Raw genomic sequence first — 20,381 nt, 5'->3', positions numbered from 1 at the left:
CCGGGATCCGGCTGGGGTCTTAGAACTGGTGATGGGGATCGAAATGAAAAAAGTGGCTTTGTTGGCAACGGCGCTGGCAATGGTGACGACGGGTTCGGCCCTCGCGGCGGACATGGCGGTGAAGGCCAAGAAGGCTCCGGTGGTCGCGTTCGATCCCTGGGATATCGCCTTCGGCGGCGCCATCATGAACGACTACATCTTCCGCGGCGTCACGCAGTCGAACCACAAGGCGTCGGTCGCGGCCTATTTCGAGCCGCGCTACAACGTCAACAAGGACCTCCAGCTCTACGTCGGCGTGTCCGCGGAGAGCATCTCCTTCGCCAATCGCGCCGCTGCCGAAGTCGACATCTACGGCGGTATCCGCCCGACTTTCGGCGCCTTCGCCTTCGACATCGGTGTCTGGGGCTACCTGTATCCGGGCGGCAGCTGCGCCGACAACGTGCTCACCGGCGGCATTCCCGGCGGCAACGTCTGCGGCGTCAGCACGACCACGATTTTCCTCGCCGACGGCAACGTCATGAAGAAGGACGTCAGCTTCGTCGAAGTCTACGGCAAGGTGAACTACACCATCAACGACAGCTTCACGGTCGGCGCGACCGAGTACTACTCGCCGAACTTCCTGAACTCGGGTGCCTGGGGCAACTACGCTTCGTTGACCGCCAAGTACACGGCGCCCAGCACGGCCTTCGGTCCCTCCGGTATGGGCATGTACGTCTCGGGTGAGTTCGGCCGGCAGTGGTTCGGTACTTCGGACGCCTTCTACGGCACCGGCGTCGGCACCGTTTTCGCCAACGGTATCCCCTACAAGGACTACAACACCTGGAACATCGGTATCGGCTTCACCTACAAGGTGTTCACGCTGGACCTGCGTTACTCCGACACCGACCTGAACAAGGGTGATTGCAACGCCTTCACCAGCGCCTTCAACGCCACCGGCACCACCAACGTCACCGCGATCAATCCGGGCGGCGCTGGCTCCAACTGGTGCGGCGCGGCCGGCATTGCCAAGCTGTCGTTCGACCTGACGGCGATGAGCAACCTGAAGTAAGCTTCTTCCCGAAGCGACTTGATGAGGGCGGCAGGGCAAACCTGCCGCCCTTTTGCATTGGGACTGTCGGGCGCAGGCCGGCGACCTGCATGGTTTGAGACGCCCGCCTCCGGCGGGCTCCTCAACATGAGGGGCACACATCTCACCGCGTGGACAGACCTCATCCTGAGGGCCCGCCAAAGGCGGGCGTCTCGACGGATGGCCGCAACGAAGGGCGATAGCCTCAGGGTTGGTCGAGCCGTCTCAGCGTGCCGCGCTCGGCTCCTTTTCGACCGGCACACCACCGTCACCGAGGACGTGGATTGCGCCGTGCTTCACCATCGTCACCTTGCGGGTATGGAAGGCTTCCAGCGTCGAGCGGTGGCCGATCGAGACGATGGTGGCCTGTGGCAGCTTCTCCGTCAGCAGCCGGTACAGACGGGCCTCGGACGGCTCGTCCAGCGAGGCGGTGGCCTCGTCCAGGAACAGATAGTCCGGCGCGTGCAGCAACGCGCGGGCGAGCCCGAGGCGCTGCTGCTCGCCCAGCGACAGCATCCGGTTCCAATGACCCTCTTCTTCAAGACGCTCGGCGAGGTCGGGCAGCCCGACCGCGATCAGCGCGTCCCTGACACGGGAGCTTTCGAACGCGCCCGGCGCGGCCGGATAGACCACCGCGTCGCGCAGCACGCCGACCGGGAAATAGGGACGCTGGGGCAGCATCATCAGCTTCGCCTTTTCCGGGATGAAGATGCTGCCGGTGCCGAACGGCCAGATGCCGGCGATGGCCCGGAATAGCGTCGACTTGCCGGAGCCCGACGGTCCGGTCACCAGCACGCGCTCCGGCGTCTGGACGGAGAAGGCGTCGGCTGCGACCAGCGGCGTGCCGCTCGGCAGGTTCACGCAGAGCTGTTCGAGGGAGATATCGCGATTGCCGCCGGCGGTCTTGAGCGCAATCGCAGGCTCGTGCGGCGGCAGGTTCGCGGCCGCATCGACCGACATCTCGAAACCGTCGAGACGCGCGACGATCGAGCGCCATTCCGCCAGCGACCGGTACGCCGTGACGAAGAACGACAATGCGCCCTGTACGCTCGAGAAGGCGGAGGCGGTCTGCATCATGTCGCCAAGCTGGATCTTCTTGGCGAAGAAGGCCGGCGCCACCAGCACGTAGGGAAAGATCACGGCGGCCTGCTGATAGCTCGCGGTGAACGCGGTGAGGCGCTTGGTACGGCTCATGATGGCGTACCAATTGCCGATCACGAAACCGAAGCGATCCAGCAGGCGGCCGCGCTCGGCGCCTTCGCCCTTGAGCAGCGCGATCTGCTCGGAATTCTCGCGGACGCGGACGAGGTTGAAGCGGAAGTCGGCTTCATAGCGCTGCTGCTCGAAATTGAGATTGACCAGCGGGGCGCCGATCCAGTGCGTCAGCGCCGTGCCGAAGATCGCGTAGACCAGCGCGCCCCAGCACAGATAGCCGGGGATCATGAGATCGGCGCCGAACAGGTGCAGCGGAGCGGCGTTGGAGAGGCCCCAGAGGATGATCACGAAGGAGAACAGCGTCACGATCGAGGAGAGCAGGCCAAGCCCGATCGTCAGGGTCTGCTCGACGAAATTCTTGACGTCCTCGGTGATGCGCTGGTCCGGGTTGTCGGCCGCATCGCCCTTGAGCTGCATGCGGTAATGGGTGGCGCCTTGCAGCCATTCGCCCAGATAATGCCGGGTCAGCCATTGCCGCCAGCGGATCTGGAGCCACTGATTCAGGTACAGCTTGTAGACGGCCAGCGCGATGAAGGCGGAGGCGAGGCCGATGAAGATCCAGATCTCTCTGACGAAACTATCCCAGTCACTTGCCTGCAGCGAGCTGTAGAACCGGTTCTGCCATTGATTGACCAGGACGTCGATCGCGACCAGCGCCAGCTCCATCGCGATGACAGCGGCGAGCAGGCCGCGGCCGGCCCATTTGTCCTCCGAACGGAAATACGGGGCGGCGATTCGCCAGACGATCGCGAGCGTGGCGCTGATGTTGTTCACAGAGCTGGGTCTCCTGAGGGGATGTGCATAACTGCCCGGCGCCAAAGACTTGGAGCGACGGCGGCAATGGGCGCGCTTAGACTAAAGTCGCAGGCCTGCAATTTGCGTTGGCTTGTCGCAGCTTGCAACCCTAGCATGGGCTCAACGGCGCGGGGTGGGGGCCTTCGGGATTTCGCGAGCTTGTGAGCGGATGGGAACCGCTGCATTCGCGAGGAATTCGCGTCCGGCTCGGGGGTTATCGCTTCAGCGTCAAGCAGGATCGGCTGTCCACGCGGGCCGCCTGCAACACACATGCGTGGGGGAGGAAGATCATGTGGAATCAAGTCTATGACCCGTTGCACAGCCCTGTGCTGTCGACGATCGCGGCGGCAATCCCTGTCGTCACACTGCTGGTCCTGATCGCGAGCGGTCGCGTCCAGGCTCATATCGCGGCGGTCATCGCCGTGATCGTGGCCAATTTGATCACGATCTTCGTCTTCACCATGCCGGCGAACATGTCGATCCGCGCCTCGGTGCTGGGCATCGTCACCGGGTTTTTCCCGATCGGCTGGATCGTTCTCAACGTCATCTTCCTCTACCAGGTGACGGTGACCACCGGACGCTTCGAGTTGCTCAAGCGCGCGGTCGGCGGCGTCACCGAGGACCGGCGGCTGCAATTGCTGCTGATCGCGTTCTCGTTCGGCGCCTTCTTCGAAGGCGCTTCGGGCTTCGGCACGCCGGTCGCGATCACGGGCGCCGTCCTGATCGGCCTCGGCTTCTCGCCGCTTGCGGCAAGCGGCCTGTCGCTGATCGCCAACACCGCGCCGGTCGCCTATGGCGCGCTGGGCACGCCAATCCAGGGCCTTGCCTCGGTCACCGGACTCGATCCGTACATCCTCGGCGCGATGGTCGGCCGGCAATTGCCGTTCTTCTCGCTGATCGTGCCGTTCTGGGTGGTGTGGGCGTTCGCGGGCTGGAAGGGCATGAAGGACGTCTGGCCGGCGATCCTGGTCACCGGCGTGTCGTTTGCAGTCCCGCAATTCGTGATCTCGAACTACGTCAATCCCTGGATCGTCGACATCGGCGCATCGCTGATCTCGATGGGCGCGCTGATCCTGTTCCTGAAGGTCTGGCAGCCCAGGCAGCTCTGGCTGTCGCCGGCGCTGCGCGGCCGCGATGAATCGGCCGCCACCATGGCCGCGGCAAAACCGATGGACAAGACGCCGCTGACGCAAAGCGAGCTGTTCAGCGCGCTGCTGCCGTGGATCATCGTCTGTATCGTGATGCTGATCTGGGGCAATGGTGGATTCAAGACCTGGGCGAACTCGATCTTCACCTGGAACTACCCCGTTCCCGAGCTGCATCAGATGATCAACAAGATGCCGCCGGTCGCGCCAGGGCCGACGAAAGAGAGCGCGGTGTTCGGCTTCACCTATCTCTCGTTCACCGGCACCGGCATGCTGATTGCCGCGATCATCTCCGGCTTCCTGATGGGTGTCGGGCCCGGCAAGCTCGTGATCCAGTACGGCCGCACCATCCGCCTGTGCGCGATCTCGCTGATCACGATCTCGGCGATGCTCGCCATCGGCACGCTGACGCGGCTGTCCGGCGTCGACGCGACGCTCGGCCTCGCCTTCGCTGCAACCGGCGTGCTCTATCCCTTCTTCGGCACGCTGCTCGGCTGGTTGGGCGTGGCGCTGACGGGATCGGACACCGCCTCCAACGTGCTGTTCGGAAACCTGCAGAAAATCACCTCCGAGCAGCTCGGCCTGTCACCGATCCTGATGGGTGCGGCGAACTCGTCCGGCGGCGTGATGGGCAAGATGATCGATGCGCAATCCATCGTGGTCGCTTCCACAGCCACCAACTGGTACGGCCACGAGGGCACCATCCTGCGCTTCGTGTTCTGGCACTCGATCGTGCTGGCCTGTCTCGTCGGTGTGCTCGTGACGCTGCAGGCCTATGTCTATCCGTTCACGGCGATGGTGCTGAAGTAGCAGGCCACGCAGGCCTCAACGCAAATCCCCGCGAGGTTGGCCCTTGCGGGGATTTTTGCGTCGCGCATGCGCGAACCTTCTCAACGGCGCCGCCGTCTTATAGAAGGTGCCGCAAATCAGGTCGGTCGAGAGGTCTCATGGTTTCGTTCAGGCAGACGGTGTGTGCGGCGGTTGCAATGCTCGCGATGTCCACGCTCGCGCGTGCGGAGGACGGTTTTCCGTTCGGCACCGAGATAACGCTGGAGGCGCTGCCGCAGCCGGGCTCGAAGCGGATTCCGAACATCGAGATCGGCGACAATGGCGAGGTCGTGCTGGAGCTCTGGTGCAAGGGCGGCAAGGGCCAGTTCTCGGTCGCCGGCAACACCGTGATCTTCGTCCCCGGCCAGATCCAGGACCGCTCCTGCCCGCCGGCAAGGGCCCAGGCCGACGACGATCTCGTTGCAGCGCTGGGCAGCGTCGAGACCTGGAAGCGCCAGGGCGACGTGCTGACGCTCGTCGGCTCCAAGCCGCTGCGCTTCCGCGTCAACGGGAACTAGCCATTGCTGTCATTCCCCGCCACCGGGTCTCGCCTTCGGCGAGCCCGATGACAGGCTCAGGCGGGGAATCCAGTACGCCGCGGCTTCTCGATTCATCAAAACCGTCTCGGAGTACTGGATCGCCGGTCAAGCAGGGCGATGACCGAGAGTTGATGTGCGGGCTACATCACTTCCACACCGACTTGTCGGCGTCCCAGCGCTGGCCTTTCAGCTCCTTGGCAAGCGCCTCGACCGAACCGTTGTCGTCGGGCTGATCGCCTTCCTCGTCGGCGGTCGCTTCGTCCGAGAGATTGAGCTTGGCGCCGCTGCTCTCGTCGGTGGTCGTGGTCGCGGGACTCCCGACCCAGAGCATGAGCTTGTCGGTCGTGCCGGGCTTGTCGGGCGAGACAAGGCCCGCGACCTCGATCGTGTCGGTGAGCTCGAGTGCGGGAAAATCCTGGTTCGGCCGCTTGAACACCAGCTTGAGCTTGCCGGTCGCGGGGTTGAAGCCTTGCGAAACCGGCTTCGCCGCGAGCGTCCTGCTCAGCACGCCAGCCACCGCGGTCGCGAGCTTGTCGCGGTTGATCTTGTCGCCGTCGCGCCAGTCGGCGGCGGGAATGCGAATGGTGCGGTCCATCTCGGTCATGCCCGCAGTCCAGCCCGCAGCGGTGACGCCGGGCGTCGCCTTGAATTTTGCCAGCAGCGCGCCGGCGCGCTCCGGATCGACCGACATGTTGATGGTCTGCTCGCCCGCGCGCAGCGCGTCGCAGCCGACGGTGAGGCTCGCCAGCGTCACCTCGACGCCCTGGCCCTTCAGGCTCTTCAGGAACTCGGTCGCGGCATCCAGCTTGACCTTGACCGCGATCGCTTCCGGCGAGACATCGGTGAAATCCTTCGGCTGCGGCGTGATGCCGTCGTCGGAGGTCTGGTTGTCGAGGAATTCCTTCTCGCTGAGATCGGAATTGTCGGGCGAGGTGACCTCGGTCACGGCCTGGCCAATGCTGATCTGGCCGCGGAATTCGAACGTGTCTCCGGCCTGTTTGCGCAGCAGCTTGACGGCGACCGGCGTCTTCGCGCCGAGGCTCTGCGTCGTACCGGTCAGGTTCTGGCCCGCGACCTGGAGATTGACGACGAAGCGGTCCTTGCGGTCGGAATTCTTCGCGACGGGATAACAGACGTCGAGCACGGCTGCGGTGACGGTCTTGCCCTGGCGTGTCTCCTTCAGGATCACGTCGGCATTGCCGTCCATCAGCCCGTCGATCGAGGTGAAGTAGCGCGTCTCGACGCCGCCGGGCGCCGTGGCCTTCGGCGCCAGCTTCATCTGGGCGGAGGCGACCTCAGGCGAAACTGCAAGCAGAGCCGCCAGAACGGCCGTGGAGCAAAACACAAGCGCGCGCATCGACGAAATCCCCAGAGGCAATGGGGCATGATCCGGAAAAGTGTTGAAGCGGTTTTCCGATGAGATCATGCCCAAACAATTCGAATCGGGCGTCACCGTAGTGGGTTTTGGCCGCCGGTTGAATTGGAAAGCACGGGCCATGATCGGCAAAAAGAAGGCCGCCCGGAGGCGGCCTTCGCAACACTGTAGGCTGGGGATCGGCCTTAGAAGCCGCCCATGCCGCCACCGGCCGGCATGCCGGAAGTGGCGGCGTCCTTCTTCGGCGACTCGGCGACCATGGCCTCGGTGGTCACCAGCAGGCCGGCGATCGAGGCGGCGTCCTGGAGCGCGGTGCGCACCACCTTGGCGGGGTCGATGATGCCCTTCTCGACCATGTCGACATACTCCTCGTTCTGGGCGTCGAAGCCGAAGGTCTCGGACTTGTTCTCCAGGATCTTGCCGACGACGATCGAGCCTTCCACGCCCGCGTTCTCGGAGATCTGGCGAATCGGGGCTTCCAGCGCCTTCAGCACGATGTTGATGCCGGCCTGGACGTCGGCATTGGCGTTGGTGATACGGCCGACCGCCTTCTTGGCGCGCAGCAGCGCGACCCCGCCGCCGGGGACGATGCCTTCCTGCACCGCGGCGCGGGTCGCGTTCAGCGCGTCCTCGACACGGTCCTTCTTCTCCTTGACCTCGATCTCGGTGGCGCCGCCGACGCGGATCACCGCGACGCCGCCTGCGAGCTTGGCGAGGCGCTCCTGGAGCTTCTCACGGTCGTAGTCCGAGGTGGTCTCCTCGATCTGGGCCTTGATCTGGCCGACGCGAGCCTCGATCTCCGGCTTCTTGCCGGCGCCCTTGACGATCGTGGTGTTCTCCTTGTCGATCACCACCTTGCCCGCGCGCCCAAGCATCTTCACCGTGACGTTCTCGAGCTTCATGCCGAGGTCTTCGGAGATCAGCTGGCCGCCGGTGAGGATCGCGAGGTCCTCGAGCATGGCCTTGCGGCGGTCGCCGAAGCCCGGCGCCTTGACGGCGGCGACCTTCAGGCCGCCACGGAGGCGGTTGACGACCAGGGTGGCCAGCGCCTCGCCCTCGACATCCTCGGCGATGATGACGAGCGGTTTGCCCGACTGCACCACGGCTTCCAGCACCGGCAGCATGGCCTGCAGGCCGGACAGCTTCTTCTCGTGCAGGAGGATGTAGGCATCCTCGAGCTCGGCCGTCATCTTCTCGGGGTTGGTGACGAAGTAGGGGCTGAGATAGCCGCGGTCGAACTTCATGCCCTCGACGATGTCCACCTCGGTATCGAGCGACTTGTTCTCCTCGACGGTGATGACACCCTCGTTGCCGACCTTCTGCATCGCCTGCGCGATCATCTTGCCGATGGCGGCATCGCCGTTGGCCGAGATAGTGCCGACCTGGGCGACCTCGGAGGAGGCAGCGACCGGCTTGGCGCGCTTCTCGATGTCCTTGACGACGGCTGCGACCGCGATGTCGATGCCGCGCTTGAGGTCCATCGGATTCATGCCGGCGGCAACCGACTTGGCGCCTTCGCGCACGATGGACTGGGCCAGCACGGTGGCGGTGGTGGTGCCGTCGCCGGCGAGGTCGTTGGTCTTGGAGGCGACCTCACGCACCATCTGGGCGCCCATGTTCTCGAACTTGTCCTCGAGCTCGATCTCCTTGGCGACGGTGACGCCGTCCTTGGTGATGCGGGGCGCGCCGAACGACTTCTCGATGAGCACGTTGCGGCCCTTCGGGCCGAGCGTCACCTTGACGGCGTTGGCGAGAATATCGACGCCGCGCAGCATGCGTTCGCGCGCGTCTCCGGAAAACTTGACGTCTTTGGCAGCCATGGTCTGCAATTCCTCTTCTTTCGTGATGTGTCTTGCTTATTGGGTCGCCTCATTCCGGGGTCCGCGATCGAACCCGGCGGAATGATGCATGCCCGGATCGAATGACCCGGGCATGCATTCAGCGGCCATTCAGGCGTCTGGCCTTAGGCCATCACGCCCATGATGTCCGACTCCTTCATGATCAGGAGCTCATCGTTGTCGATCTTGACCTCGGTGCCAGACCACTTGCCAAACAGCACTCGGTCACCGACCTTGAGGTCGATCGGGATCAGCTTGCCGGCCTCGTCGCGGCCACCGGGGCCGACGGCGACGACTTCGCCTTGGGACGGCTTTTCCTTGGCCGTGTCCGGAATGATGATGCCGCCCTTGGTCTTTGACTCGGCGTCGATACGTTTGACCACGACACGGTCATGCAGCGGACGAAATTTGGATTTAGTCATGACGTTTCCCTTTGGAGGCTCGCTTCGGAAGGAGAGGAAGTGGGCGGGCGGCGCTTCCGTCCACCCTTCCCGAGGATCGATCGGCGCGCGTTAGCAATCCATCTTTCAGAGTGCTAATGGTGCGCCCGGGAATATGGCTTGGCCGCGATCCTGTCAAGCAAAGGTGGTTAAGCGATTGGTGAGACGGATATAGGATGGTGACATTGGAAACTTGTTCGGGGCGCCGGCGTATTAAAGGACGTCATTGCTCCGGCAGCGGTTTTGCGCTTGGCTGCGTAAGGGGTGCGGCCATGGTTTTGTCCGGGGGAATGCCATGATCAGTTCAGCTCACGCGCGCACGGTCGCCAATCTGGCGGCGGCTTCTTGCCTGGCGCTGCTGCTTGGCGCCTGCGGGGGCGGCATGAGCCTGCCGTCCTTCTCTTCGTCCTCACCGCCCCCCGAGGCCGAGCCCGGCACCGGTCCGGAGATGCCCGCGTCGATCCGCGCCGACGAGATCGTCGGGCGCTGGGGCCTCGCCTCGTTCCAGAACCCGGCCGACCGCGCCCGAACCGAGGCTGCCGCCCGGGCCCAATGCAAAAATCCTTACGTGATCACTGCCGGCTCCTCCGGCGGCGTGATCATGCATCTGGCGGACCAGGCAACACCGCAGGAGCTGCGGCTGAAGGGGTCGCCCAGCGGCAAGAACTATATCGGGCCGGCGGGTCCGACGCCCGGCGAGCAGGATCGCGAGATCGTCTCCTTCGACGGCCGCGTCCTCATCACCCGCTTCATCGACAAGGACGCCGCCACCCGCTACGGCAACATGGTCTACGTCCGCTGCGCGCCGAGGGCGTGATCAGGGCGCCGGCCTAGCCACTCGTCATTGCGAGGAGCGAAGCGACGACACAATCCAGGCTGCCTCCGCGGACACAGTCTGGATTGCTTCGCTTCGCTCGCAATGACGAAAAAAAACGCCGGCTTGCGCCGGCGTTTTGTTTTTCGGAGTGTCGCGTCCGCTCAGTCGAACAGCGCGTCGATGTCGTCCTGCGAGGCGTGGCCGACGTCGCCGGCGAGCTTCGGGCCGTTGAGGAGTTTGTCGTCGTCGCTGCGGGTGTCGACCTGCGGCACGACATGGGACTTGATCGCATCGACGCCGCCCCAGATCTCCATCATGGAGTTGATGTGCTGCTCGATGAACTTCATCGTGTTCATGACCTTGCTGATGCGCTGGCCGGTCAGGTCCTGGAAGTTGCAGGCTTCAAAGATCGAGATGACGCGTTCCTGGATATCGTCGGCGAGCCGCTTCTGCTGATCGGCCGATTGCACCTTGGCCATCGCGCTGGCCGCCTGGTCGATCGACTCGGCGGCTTCGAGGATCTGCTGGGTCGCCTGTTCGGTGCCGCCGACGACCGCGCCGAGCTCGCCATTGACCTTGGCCATTTCGCCGCCGTCGAAGCTCTTGCCATGCAGTGTCGCGATCTCGCGCTTGGTACGGTCGATGGCGTCGTGGATGAGGTCGAGCTCGACCTTCAGCTTCTCGCACTGCTCGATCTGCGCCCGGTAAGTATCGAGCATGGTACGGGCTTCGGAGAGCTCGTGGGCGGTGGAGGCGTCGATCGCCGCCATGGCGGCGCTGCCGGACAAGGGCACGGTGCCCTTCGCCATCTGTGCACGGATCGCACGCAACTCGGCCATGATCTCGCTATGCATCGGCGCAGCCTCCTCAATCACTTCGGGGCTGGGCATCTCGCCGACAATAGCCTCCTCGACACGAAAACGTTTGCGGTGAATAGCCATCAAGAACTCCCCCCACCTCACTCACGCGTCTTTGTAGGCAGAAGCGATTTAACACGAAGTTCACAGCCGGAACTGTCGTGCGGTTGTGGGCGCCGGCTTGCAAACGGGCGATTAACCATGCGTGCGCGGCGTTCATCGAAAATAAACGCTGATCGTCAAATTGCGCCGCTGCCGACGACGTGGTGAATCGAAACGGCGTTTCCGTTTACCAAACAAAACGGCTTTTGCTCTTTATTGACCACGTCGCGGGTGCGGATGCTCCCACGACGCATGTGATCTAGACGAAACAGTACAGAGTACGTCGATGTTCAAGAAAATGTCTGTCGCGCTGCTTGGCAGCGCTTGCGCCTTCATCGCGGGCGCCAACAGCGCCAGTGCCTTCGACAATAGCGTGCCGAACGATCCGCCCGCGGTGCTCTACCAGCCGCAGGTGCCGCCTGCGCCGGTTCGCGTCGCCTCCAATTCGAGCATGGGCGGCGGCTTCATCGAGTTCATCTTCGGCGATGGGCCCGGTCGCGGTCCGGCCTACGCTCCGCAGCAGCCGATGTATCAGCAGCAGCCAGGATACTATGACCAGCGCCGCCTGCCGCCGATGGGCGAGCCGCAGATGCAGGGCGCAGGTCTCCAGCAGGAGGCGGTCGATCCGCGGCAGCGTCAGTTCGACCCGAGATTCGAGAAACAACTCGTTGACTATAGTGGCAATGAAAGCGTCGGCACGATCGTGGTCGATACGCCGAACAAATTCCTCTATCTCGTCGAGGGCAACGGCCGCGCGATGCGCTACGGCATCGGCGTCGGGCGTCCCGGCTTCACCTGGTCCGGCGTGAAGTCGATCACGGCCAAGCGCGAATGGCCGGCCTGGACGCCGCCGGCGGAAATGATCGCGCGCCGGCCCGACCTGCCCAGGCACATGGAAGGCGGCCCGGAAAATCCGCTCGGCGCGCGCGCGATGTATCTCGGCTCGACGCTTTACCGTATCCACGGCTCCAACGAGCCCTGGACCATCGGCACCAACGTCTCCTCGGGCTGCATCCGCATGCGCAACGAAGATGTCATCGATCTCTACGGTCGCGTCAACGTCGGCACCAAGGTCGTGGTGATGTGATGTTCTTACCCTCTCCGGAGGGTAGCCGACTGTGAGCAAGCATCGAAAATGAAAACGGCCGCCTCGATGGCGGCCGTTCTTGTTTGGCGTCAGGAGCGGTCAGGCGTAATCGCTGCCGCCGTCGTCATTGCCGAAATCGCTGTCGTCGGCGAGGTCGACATTGTCGCCGCCATTGTCGTTCTGATCGTTGTAATTCTGGTCGTCGTTCGAAGCGTGGTCGGCGAAACCCTGGCGGGACGCATCACCACGGTCGCGGTTCGAGCCGATGTCGTCGAGGCCGGCATCGCGCGCGAGCGAACCACCGGACTGATCGCTGCCGCTCCAGGGACTTCCACCAGCGCTGCGATCGCCGAGGGCATTGGTGTCGCCGAAGGCCTGCTGATGCGATCCGCCCATCATGCCGCGAATGCTGGAGAGCAGCAGCGAGCCGCCGACGACGCCGGCCGCGGCGGCTGCCGCCGTGCCGAGGAACGAGCCGCCGCCACCGCCGACCGGCGGCGCGCCATAGCCCTGACCTGGACCCTGACCCGGAGCTTGACCGTAAGCCTGCCCATAGGGTGGTTGGCCGTAGCCCGGCTGGGGCTGCTGCATCGTCTGGCCGCTGTTCCACACCGGCCGCGAGTCACGCGGCGGCACGTTCGGAACCGAGCCGCGCGACGAACCCCCGCCGAACAGCGTGTCGCGCATGGTGTCCAGGAAGCCGCCGGACTGCGCCTGTTTGGGCGCTTGCCCGGCCTCCAGTTCCTGGATGCGGGCATGGGCGCGCTTCAGCGCTTCGTCCTGCAACAGCACGGTCTGTACCAGAGCATAGATCGCCCCGGGCGCCTTGCGCAGGCCGTCGGAGATCGCTGCGATCGCGTCGGGATCGCGCTGTGCATTTTCCAGTTTCGAAAGCCGGTCGAAAAGCTCGTCGACGAGCTGGCGTTCCTGCGGCGTCATGGTCTGTCTCCCTCGCGCAAAACAAGCGCGAGGCAGATGTAGGGTTCCATTGTGGCCCCAACAGTGCCGGCAGGATTAAATTTCGGTATGCGACAAGCTGCCCCGCGGGCTGCTTTCTCGCAAACTTCGCCGGTTTCACCCCAGCGTGACGCCGCTGTCCGTCAGCAGGCGCGCAAAGGCATCGCCGGCGAGATAGGCGTGCTCGCGTTCGCGGACATCCGTCATCGGGTCGAGCCCGGTGAGGATGTCGTCAACGAAGCCGGGATGACACATGATGAGGCCGCCATCCGGCAGGCCTTCGAGGAATTGCCGCATCAACGCACCGAAATCGGCCGCCTGCGTGAAATCATAGGCGCCGGCGAAGCCCGGATTGAAGCTCAGGCCCGCGCTGCCGGCACGGCGGCGGAATTGCGCGCTGAGGATATCGAGCACCATGGCTTTCGGCGAGGCCAGCCGCTGCATCAGCGGCAGGTCGCGGCCGCCCTGGCGCACCCAGGCTTTTGGCGCGACTTCGGCGACTACATCGACAAAGCCGTCGCGCACCTGCGGATAGAGCTGCACATGCTGATGGCCGTCGACGAAGTCAGGCGCGCGCCCGAACGCTTTCGCGAAAGCTGCCAGCTGCGCCTTGACCTCGTTGCGAAAGAACTCGCGGTCGAGCCGTCGCGCAAGACCGGCGCGGAGCAGCTTCGGAAACGGGAGAAACATGTCGCCGTCGAGCGGGCGGAAATGCATGGTGAGCGGCCGGAACGGTGCCGACAATGTCACGTGCAATCCGATCGCGCAGCGCGGGCTCGCTTTCGCCGCCGTCTGGAGCGCCTCGATCTCGCTGCGCTCGATCGCGGGTCCCACCATCATCACCGAGGTGGCGTTGAGACGGCCGCGTTCGATCAGGTCGCGGATGGCGCGATTGACGCCCGGACTGATGCCGTAATCGTCGGCGCAGAGCCAGATCCGCCGCAGCGCCGCGGCCGCGCTCATTCGGCCGCCGTCCTCTTCGAGGCGTCCAGGCTTGAAGTGTCCTGGGCCTTTTCGGTCTCGAAATGCTTTTCACTGTGCTCGGCGACGAAGTAGATCGGGCGCGCCTTCAGCTCGGAGAGGATCTTGCCGATATATTCGCCGACGATGCCGATCATGATGAGCTGCACGCCGCCGATCGTCATCAGGCCGATCACGAGGGAGGGATAGCCGGGCACCTGCTTGCCGGTGGTCAAGACCTCCCAGAGGATCGACAGACCGAACAGGAACGCTCCGCCGGCGAGGATCACGCCGAGCAGGCTGGCGAAGCGCAGCGGCGCCACCGAGAACGAGGTGACGCCTTCGATCGAAAGACCCAGCAGACGCGCGGCGCTGAAGGTTGTTACGCCATGGGTGCGCGGCGCGGGCTCGTAATCGACGCGGATCTGGCGGAAGCCGATCCAGCTCGCGAGGCCTTTGAAGAAGCGGTTGCGCTCCGGCAGCTGCCTCAGCGCTGCGACCGCGCGCGGTGACAGCAGGCGGAAGTCGCCGGCGTCTTCGGGAATCTTCTGACGTGCGCCCCAATTGATCAGCGCATAGAAGCCCCGTCCGGCGAGCCGCCGCAGGAAGGGCTCGTTATCGCGATGCGCCTTGGCGGTATAGACGACGTCGTAGCCGTCCTCGATCCAGTGCCGCACCAGTCGCTCGACCAGCGACGGCGGATGCTGGCCGTCGCCGTCCATGAACAGCACCGCGCCGAGCCGGGCATGGTCGAGGCCGGCCATCAGCGCGGCCTCCTTGCCGAAATTGCGCGACAGCGACACCACCTGGACGTCGACCGCGTCGGCCGGCAGCGAGCGGGCGATCGACAGCGTCGCGTCCGCGCTGCCGTCGTCGACATAGACGACCTCGCAAGCCAAGCGATAGCGCTCCCGCAAGGTCTTTGCGAGATCGCAGATGCGCTGGTGCAGGGCGGCGAGGCCCGCCGCTTCGTTGTAGAGCGGGACCACAATCGACAGTCCCTTCGCGGCGGCGCTTGCCGCGATGGTCGTCATGCCGGAAACGTCAGAGCCCAGCGTCATCGATCAAGGTTCCAGAGGCGTTCAAGATCATCTCAACAGCATATGGTAGCTGCCGTTTGCTGTCGCTACGCTGAACGGACCTGAGGCTCACTGCCGCAGGAACGCCTCGAGCCTGGCAAACAGCGGGTTCTCCCGGTCGAACACGTAATCCAGCGAAACCACTGAGACGGTCTCGGCGCCATGCCCGCGCAGGAAGCTCGCGAGTGCATAGAGCTGGCCCGGCGGGCAGTGCAGGGTGAGCATGCCTGACGAGGTCGGCCCGCCGAACGGGGCTTCGACGCCGAAGCGCTCGTGGGCCTCGGTGAGCATGGCCGCGTCGCACTGGCGGAAGCGAGTGCGGACTTCGCGGTATTTGTTGGCCCGCGCCCGCGCCGCAATGTGATCGAGGATGATTCGCGCGGTCTCCCGCGCCTGCGGCGACCAATCGGCGTCCCTTGAGGCGACCAGATTGGCCTGGCTGCGCAGGATCACGCCGTCGTCGAGCACCCGCAATCCGTTGGCGGCGAGGGTCGCGCCGGTCGTGGTGATGTCGACGATCAACTCGGCGCTGCCGGCGGCCGGCGCGCCTTCGGTCGCGCCTGTGCTTTCGACGATGCGGTAATCGGTGATGCCTTTGCTCTGGAAGAAGGCGCGGGTGAGGTTGATGAACTTGGTCGCGACCCGCATCCGCATGTGATGCTGCTCGCGGAAGCCGGTGGTGACGTCGTCGAGGTCGGCCATGGTGCGGACGTCGATCCACGCCTGCGGCACCGCGACGACGACGTCGGCATAGCCGAAGCCGAGGCCTTCGATCAGGGAGACGCGTTTGTCGGCGTCCGCGATGGTCTCGCGCACCAGATCCTCCCCGGTGACGCCGAGATGCGCCGAGCCGCGGGACAGTTGCGAGGCGATCTCGCTGGCCGAGAGATAGGCGACCTCGACATTGTCGAGGCCCGCGAGCGTGCCGCGATAGTCGCGGGCGCCGCCCGCCTTCGACAGCTTGAGCCCGGCGCGGGCGAAGAACGCCTCGGTATTTTCCTGAAGGCGGCCCTTGGAGGGAACGGCCAGGACGAATGGCGCGCTCATGACTTAAGCTCCCACCTTGCGGCCGATCCGGGTCAGCGCATCCACCCAGACCGAGAAACCAACCGCGGGGATCGGCTCGGCCGATCCAAGCTGGGTCATCAGCCCGTCATAGCGGCCGCCGGCAACCAGCGGCTCGACGCCGTTGCCGCGGTGATGCAGTTCGAATTCGAAACCGGTGTAGTAGTCGAGCCCGCGCCCGAACGCGGTCGAAAAGCGCGTCCCCTTCACGTCGATGCCGCGCGCCGCCATGAACCCGACCCGGCTTTCGAACTGGTCGATCGCAGCACTGAGGTCGAGCTTTGCATCATTGGTGAGCGCGCGCAGCTCGGCGACGGCGGCGTCGGGGTTACCCGATATCGACAGGAAACGCTTGAGTACAGCGATGGCCTCGCGCGGCAGCGCGCCGCCCTTCAGCGTCGACTGCTCGAGGAAGCGGTCGGCAATCTCGGCCGTAGCGCGGCCGCCGACATTGGTGGTGCCGGCGATCGACATCAGATCGGTGACGAAAGCGAGTGCCGCCTTGCGGTCGGAGCCGGCGAGCGCCGCGAGCACGCCCTCATATTCGCTGCGGGTCGCTGTGGTCGCGGCTGCCAGCCGCTCCAGATCCTGCTCAAGGCTGATCTTGCGGTTGAAATCCTTGACCAGGCGGCGGCGCCAGACCGGATAGAGGTCGAGCGCGTCGAGCAGCGCGTTGAACAGCGCCACATCGCCGGTGCGGATCTCGACGTCGCGGATGCCGAAGGCAGCGGTCGCCTCCAGCGCCAGCGCCAGCATCTCGGCATCGGCCGCAGCGCGGTCCTGGCGGCCGAACGATTCGATGCCGGCCTGCAGGAATTCGCTGCTCTGGCCGTTGCGGTAGCGAAACACCGGGCCGAGATAACTGAACCCGGCCGGCTGGCCGGCACGGCCAGAGGTGAGGTAATCGCGGGCCACGGGAATGGTCAGGTCCGGGCGCAGGCAGAGCTCCTCGCCGGAGAGGTCCGTGGTCAGGTACAGGCTCTTGCGGATGTCCTCGCCGGAGAGGTCCAGGAACGGTTCGGCCGGTTGCAGGATCGCGGGCTCGGCCCTGACATAGCCGGCCTGCGCGAACGACAGCAGCAGCGTATCCGCCCAGGCGGCGGAGCCGGCAGCATTTGAGGTGGCAGTCGGGGTCATCTCGGGGTCCATCGTCCCGGTGGAAGCGGGCAGGGGCAAGCATGCGAAGCGAATTGCCGCAGGCCTTAGCATGGCCCGAAAGCGGTTTCGACCTCCAAAGGATCAATCGCTTAACAGCGTCGGAGCGACGCGCAGTGATCAGAGAGGGCGAAGCTCAAATCAGGTCTCGCGCCAATCTAGGTAATATATTACCTGAATTTGCCGGCATTCATCCCGCTGCGATGACCTAGTGAGGTAGGAATGCTTCGCCCTCATCATTTCGGGCCAGGGACGGCTCGGGGCGCTTCCACGAGGGATGGGTCGCTTGAGGCGAAGGCAAGCTCGGCTGCCTCGGACGCAGCCTCATCCGCGAGTTGTTCGGCCCGTTTGAGAATGCTCTGCCTTTTGCCCGGGTCTGCGATTCTGAGAAATAGTTCGATCAATCGCAATTCCTCGCGTCGCCGCACGTCGCCGACGTCTTCGTCCATTGCCATGTCTTCGCGCACGGATGTGCCGTCCTGTGAGCCCGATCTGAATGGCGCCCGCGAACTTTCCTCAAAGCAGGTCCAGCGTCACCATGAGAATTTGAGAGCGACTGGCAACCCGTCGCATACCCAATTTGGGTATGGCGGACGATCCGTTTGCAGAGCCTTCGTTTACAATGCGGAAGCTGGTTTCCGATTCATGCGCAACGCAACAGATATTATCCGTACGGTCTCGCGACACACGCTGGCCTATATGCTGTTTTCGATCAGCGAGCTGTTCCGGCTCTACGACGAATTCGATCCGCTCGACCTTCTGATCGTTCATGCCATTCTCAATGCCAACGTCATCAACGTGATGAACGATCCGTCGCTCGACCAGCGATTCTCCAGCATTCATTCGGTCGAGCCGGATGTGATCAAGCAAGGCGTCTCCCGAGCGGCGCTCTCTCGCTTCCTTAGCCTGCCGCTCGAGACAGTTCGCCGACGCGTGACAGGACTTAAGAGACGAAAGATTCTCGCCGAGACCAAGGTCGGGCTGATCGTGACCGAGCAGAACGCATTCAGGTTTGGAAACAATCACGAACTGCAGAAGACCAACATGCTGCTGCTCACAAAGCTCCTCCGCGACCTGCGGCGCGCCGGCGTCAACGGGCCGGATGATTTGCGTGGCGCTAAAGTCGCCGTTTCTACCAAGAAGGCCAGGTAAGCAGCAGAACATGGATCAAAGCCGTCTAATCCCTGCTCGCGAGGGAATGCAAAAGAGAGCGGCGGATCGCTTGATGTCGTTCCAGGATCTCAAGCCGTCCTCGGCGCTCGAGCTCAAATCGTATGACATCGATCATTTCGGCGAGACCGAGAAATACGCCGGCGCATCGAGCATGCCGTTGTCGGCCGGGACGACCGCGATCATGCGTGCCCGGCTCAACTTGCCGACCCTGACCCTGTCGCTGTTGAAAACCTTTCCCCGGATCATTCGAGGCTACCAGTTCACCAATGCTGCCGCAGTGGTGGTACCGATGGATCACGTGACCTCTGCCCGCATCAACGGGCAATCGATCGGCGGTTCTGTCCTCGTATTGAAAGGTGATTCAGATTGCCTGGTCTATGAGCCGGAGGGGCGCCTGCTGGCTGTGGTCTACTTCAGCCCATCCGGGCGAGAGCCATTGCCTGAATTGGGGGATGGATGCCATTTGCTGAATCCGGCGCCGGACGTGCTTGCCTCGCTGCGCCGTCTGATCTCGATCTCGCTTGAAACCGCAGCAAATGACCCAGACTTCTTGAACGAGCCGGCTTCGCAAACGATTGTCGAGCAGTCACTGCTCAGCACGATGGATGCGGCGATCTGGTCCAGTGTCGCAAGCGGACCTGTGTCGTCCACCACCGAGCATTATCGGCGGATCGTGGCTGATATGGAAAAACTGATTCGGCGCGATCTGATGATCTGGCACAAGACGACCGAACTGGCGGAACAGGCGGGCGTGTCGGTCCGGACTCTCCAGAGCGCGACACGCGCCATCTGCGGCATGAGCCCACATCGCTACAGCCGGGTCTTACGCCTTTGGTCCGTACGCAAGCAACTGCGCACCGGCCGAGCAGGCCGGAGTGTGAAGTCCTGTGCGCTTGCGCATGGTTTCTGGCATCTCAGCGAGTTCGCAGCGAGCTACAGAGAGGCTTTCGGAGAGTTGCCTTCCGAGACCCTGAACCGATCGCTACGAGGCGAGTAGACGGTGCGGTAGCCCTCTACCTGGTTCGGTGGCCGGGGTCTGCTCAGACACAGACACCCCAGTCGCCCAGCACCGCCTGCACCAGCGCCAGCGCGGCCACCGCGGCGGTGTCGGCCCGCATGATCCGGGGTCCCAGCGCCAGCCGCAGGATTTTCGGCTGCCGCAGCAGCAGCGCCCGCTCTTCCTCGGCAAAGCCGCCTTCGGGGCCGATCAGCACGTCGATGCCCTCCGTCGCGCGTGCGCCTTGCAGGCTCTGAATGGGGTTTTCGAGCTGCGCCGCCTCGTCGCAGAAGATCAGCAGCCTGCCGGCGGCGCGCTGGCTCAGGAAACGCTCCAGCGGCATCGGCTCGGCAACGGTGGCGATGCTGAGAATGCCGCATTGCTCGGCCGCCTCGACGACATTGGCGCGCATCCGCTCTGTGTTGACGCGGGAGGCCTGGGTGAACCGGGTCAGGACCGGCTGAAGCGAGGCCGCGCCCATCTCGATGGCCTTCTGCACCATGTAGTCGAGCCGGGCATGCTTGAGCGGGGCGAAGACGTAGGCGAGGTCGGGCAGCCGGTCCTGCGGCCGGGTCTGCTGGAGAATGACGAGGCCGTCCGGCCGCTTGCGGCCCTCAATGGCGGCCTGCCATTCGCCGTCGCGGCCGTTGAACGCCAAAACCTCGGCCCCGGCCGAAAGCCGCAGCACATTGCCGAGATAATTGCTCTGGTCGCGGTCGAGCTCGACCCTGCCGTCCTGGGCAAGGGGGGCATCGACGAACAGGCGGGGGCCGCGGAAATCGTGGGTGGGCATCGTTCAAAGGTCCGATTTGCCGCCGTTCTTAACCGAAAGCAGTACTTTCGGGGTAAATTTTGCCAAATTGGTGCGTCGGCGCGCCGCGCTCTTGCCCT

The 20,381-nt window shown here is 64.3% G+C and carries 19 protein-coding genes; 7 read left to right on the top strand and 12 right to left on the bottom strand.

The window, feature by feature from the left end:
• The first annotated feature begins 43 nt into the window (after positions 1-43).
• On the top strand, positions 44-1,048 hold the full coding sequence (locus C7G41_RS01060; RefSeq protein WP_199198065.1) for a TorF family putative porin: 1,005 nt from the start codon (positions 44-46) through the stop codon (positions 1,046-1,048).
• 243 nt (positions 1,049-1,291) lie between these two features.
• Here C7G41_RS01060 and C7G41_RS01055 read toward each other — a convergent pair whose 3' ends face one another.
• Entirely contained in the window at positions 1,292-3,055 is a 1,764-nt protein-coding gene (locus tag C7G41_RS01055) for an ABC transporter ATP-binding protein/permease (protein ID WP_106940846.1), read from the bottom strand.
• Between the two features lie 311 nt (positions 3,056-3,366).
• Between C7G41_RS01055 and C7G41_RS01050 the strand changes: the two genes are divergently transcribed.
• Positions 3,367-5,031 carry an L-lactate permease gene (locus C7G41_RS01050; protein ID WP_106940845.1) on the top strand — a complete coding sequence of 555 codons (1,665 nt, stop codon included), beginning with the start codon at positions 3,367-3,369 and terminating at the stop codon, positions 5,029-5,031.
• A 137-nt stretch (positions 5,032-5,168) separates the two neighbouring features.
• The gene (locus C7G41_RS01045) at positions 5,169-5,567 is read left to right on the top strand and encodes an META domain-containing protein (protein WP_106940844.1); all 399 of its coding nucleotides are present in this window, start codon (positions 5,169-5,171) and stop codon (positions 5,565-5,567) included.
• Positions 5,568-5,733: 166 nt separating this feature from the next.
• On the opposite strand, the gene C7G41_RS01040 is transcribed toward C7G41_RS01045, so the two are convergent.
• The 3 genes from C7G41_RS01040 to groES all read right to left on the bottom strand — a co-directional run bounded on the left by C7G41_RS01040 (position 5,734) and on the right by groES (position 9,223).
• Entirely contained in the window at positions 5,734-6,945 is a 1,212-nt protein-coding gene (locus C7G41_RS01040; protein WP_199198064.1) for a hypothetical protein, read from the bottom strand.
• Between the two features lie 203 nt (positions 6,946-7,148).
• Positions 7,149-8,783, bottom strand: coding sequence for a chaperonin GroEL (gene groL / locus C7G41_RS01035; protein ID WP_106940842.1), 1,635 nt, complete (start codon positions 8,781-8,783; stop codon positions 7,149-7,151).
• Between the two features lie 143 nt (positions 8,784-8,926).
• Positions 8,927-9,223 carry a co-chaperone GroES gene (gene groES / locus C7G41_RS01030; protein ID WP_007596954.1) on the bottom strand — a complete coding sequence of 99 codons (297 nt, stop codon included), beginning with the start codon at positions 9,221-9,223 and terminating at the stop codon, positions 8,927-8,929.
• A 313-nt stretch (positions 9,224-9,536) separates the two neighbouring features.
• Here groES and C7G41_RS01025 point away from each other — a divergent pair, with 313 nt between their 5' ends.
• The gene (locus C7G41_RS01025; protein WP_007596953.1) at positions 9,537-10,058 is read left to right on the top strand and encodes a hypothetical protein; all 522 of its coding nucleotides are present in this window, start codon (positions 9,537-9,539) and stop codon (positions 10,056-10,058) included.
• Between the two features lie 161 nt (positions 10,059-10,219).
• Here C7G41_RS01025 and C7G41_RS01020 read toward each other — a convergent pair whose 3' ends face one another.
• Entirely contained in the window at positions 10,220-10,999 is a 780-nt protein-coding gene (locus tag C7G41_RS01020) for a protein phosphatase CheZ (protein ID WP_199198063.1), read from the bottom strand.
• A 304-nt stretch (positions 11,000-11,303) separates the two neighbouring features.
• Here C7G41_RS01020 and C7G41_RS01015 point away from each other — a divergent pair, with 304 nt between their 5' ends.
• Positions 11,304-12,104, top strand: coding sequence for a L,D-transpeptidase (locus C7G41_RS01015; protein WP_106940840.1), 801 nt, complete (start codon positions 11,304-11,306; stop codon positions 12,102-12,104).
• 99 nt (positions 12,105-12,203) lie between these two features.
• Here C7G41_RS01015 and C7G41_RS01010 read toward each other — a convergent pair whose 3' ends face one another.
• The 6 genes from C7G41_RS01010 to C7G41_RS00985 form a co-directional block, all read right to left on the bottom strand.
• Positions 12,204-13,043, bottom strand: a complete 840-nt coding sequence (locus tag C7G41_RS01010) for a DUF2076 domain-containing protein (protein ID WP_106940839.1) — start codon at positions 13,041-13,043, stop codon at positions 12,204-12,206.
• A gap of 135 nt (positions 13,044-13,178) precedes the next feature.
• Positions 13,179-14,024 carry a ChbG/HpnK family deacetylase gene (locus tag C7G41_RS01005; protein WP_106940838.1) on the bottom strand — a complete coding sequence of 282 codons (846 nt, stop codon included), beginning with the start codon at positions 14,022-14,024 and terminating at the stop codon, positions 13,179-13,181.
• The gene (locus C7G41_RS01000; RefSeq protein WP_106940837.1) at positions 14,021-15,082 is read right to left on the bottom strand and encodes a glycosyltransferase family 2 protein; all 1,062 of its coding nucleotides are present in this window, start codon (positions 15,080-15,082) and stop codon (positions 14,021-14,023) included. Before C7G41_RS01000 ends, C7G41_RS01005 begins: the two co-directional genes overlap by 4 nt.
• Before the next feature lie 87 nt (positions 15,083-15,169).
• On the bottom strand, positions 15,170-16,147 hold the full coding sequence (gene hisG / locus C7G41_RS00995; protein WP_106940836.1) for an ATP phosphoribosyltransferase: 978 nt from the start codon (positions 16,145-16,147) through the stop codon (positions 15,170-15,172).
• Between the two features lie 3 nt (positions 16,148-16,150).
• Positions 16,151-17,302 (bottom strand): ATP phosphoribosyltransferase regulatory subunit, encoded by a 1,152-nt coding sequence (locus C7G41_RS00990; protein ID WP_106941444.1) that lies wholly within the window; start codon positions 17,300-17,302, stop codon positions 16,151-16,153.
• A 254-nt stretch (positions 17,303-17,556) separates the two neighbouring features.
• Complete coding sequence (locus tag C7G41_RS00985) at positions 17,557-17,769, bottom strand: hypothetical protein (protein ID WP_245446432.1); 213 nt, start codon at positions 17,767-17,769, stop codon at positions 17,557-17,559.
• A 4-nt stretch (positions 17,770-17,773) separates the two neighbouring features.
• On the opposite strand from C7G41_RS00985, the gene C7G41_RS00980 reads away from it, so the two are divergent.
• Positions 17,774-18,472: a hypothetical protein gene (locus C7G41_RS00980; protein ID WP_245446431.1), complete on the top strand. Its 699-nt coding sequence runs from the start codon at positions 17,774-17,776 to the stop codon at positions 18,470-18,472.
• A 73-nt stretch (positions 18,473-18,545) separates the two neighbouring features.
• Positions 18,546-19,490 (top strand): helix-turn-helix domain-containing protein, encoded by a 945-nt coding sequence (locus C7G41_RS00975; RefSeq protein ID WP_245446430.1) that lies wholly within the window; start codon positions 18,546-18,548, stop codon positions 19,488-19,490.
• Positions 19,491-19,533: 43 nt separating this feature from the next.
• On the opposite strand, the gene C7G41_RS00970 is transcribed toward C7G41_RS00975, so the two are convergent.
• Positions 19,534-20,283 (bottom strand): 16S rRNA (uracil(1498)-N(3))-methyltransferase, encoded by a 750-nt coding sequence (locus tag C7G41_RS00970; RefSeq protein WP_106940832.1) that lies wholly within the window; start codon positions 20,281-20,283, stop codon positions 19,534-19,536.
• Between the last annotated feature and the right edge of the window lie 98 nt (positions 20,284-20,381).

This window comes from Bradyrhizobium sp. MOS002 (genome assembly GCF_003020115.1).
GTDB lineage: Bacteria > Pseudomonadota > Alphaproteobacteria > Rhizobiales > Xanthobacteraceae > Bradyrhizobium.
This window is presented reverse-complemented; position numbering and strand designations above follow the sequence as displayed.